General features: G+C 67.2%; 1 pseudogene. It reads left to right on the top strand.

What is annotated here, in order from left to right:
- Positions 1-42: 42 nt before the first annotated feature.
- Positions 43-1,132, top strand: a pseudogene (locus tag ACYU8Y_RS23980) (gliding motility-associated C-terminal domain-containing protein); the annotation flags it as partial.

Raw genomic sequence — 1,132 nt, 5'->3', positions numbered from 1 at the left:
TGGCAGACCAACTGCAACCAGCTCCGGGACACACCCTACGATGTGACCTTCAAGGTCAGCGACGTGCCCAACCGGCCCACCCCCTCGCTGGTCTCCTTCCAGACCTTCCGCATCCAGCTCTACGGCCCACCCATCCAGAACCTCACCGCCCGACCCACCGCCACCGCCAACGGACGGGCCATCCAGCTCGCCTGGACACCCTACTCCTGCGGACTGCCCGGCACCCGGCTGGCCATCTACCGCAAGGAAGGCTGTGAGACCCTCGTCATCCCGCCCTGCTCCACCGGCGTACCGGCGGGCTACACCCTCATCGCCCGGGTGCCCAACACGGCCACCACCTACACCGACACCTCCGCCCTGCGTCGGGGCGTCTCCTACTCCTACCGCATGGTGGCCCTCTACCCCGACCCCAACGGCGGGGCCAACGGCGGAGTCAGCCGCTCCTCGGACCAGGCCTGCCTGACGCTGCCCCTGCTGGCTCCGGTCATCACCCAGGTCAGCGTCGACTCCACCCGCGAGACCACCGGCCAGATCACCGTCAAATGGAGCCGACCCATCGGGCTCAACCCCGGCGACCTGGGCGGCCCCTACCAGTACCGGCTCCAGCGAGCCACCGGCCTGGAGGGCACCACCTACACCCCCATCGCCACCATCAACACCAGTCTCAACCCCTCGGCCCCTGACACGGTCTATATCGACAAAGGGTCCTCCACCTCGGCCCTCAACACGGTGGCCAACGCCTACCGCTACCGCCTGGAGTTCTACTACACCGACCCCGCCACGGGCCAGCTCACCCGGCTCGATGTGACCGATCCGGCCTCCTCGGTGCGCCTGTCGGCCAGCCCCGCCAACCGACAGATCACCCTCTCCTGGCAGGCCAACGTGCCCTGGAGCAACGACAAGCAGACCCACGACATCTACCGCAGCCGCTCGGGGCCCAACGGCCCCTTCAACAAGATCCGCGAGCTGGCCGTCAACACGCCCACTTACAGCTTCACCGATGACGGATCGGATACGTTCCTGGCCGATGGCAACACCAGCCGGGTGCTCTCGGCTGATTCGAGCTACTGCTACCGGGTGATGACAAAAGGCCAGTACACCGACCCCCAACTGGCCCGCCTGGGCATCCTGA

Source organism: Spirosoma humi (genome assembly GCF_054776575.1).
The sequence above is the reverse complement of the archived record's forward strand: the minus strand, read 5'-3'. Positions and strand labels throughout refer to the sequence as shown.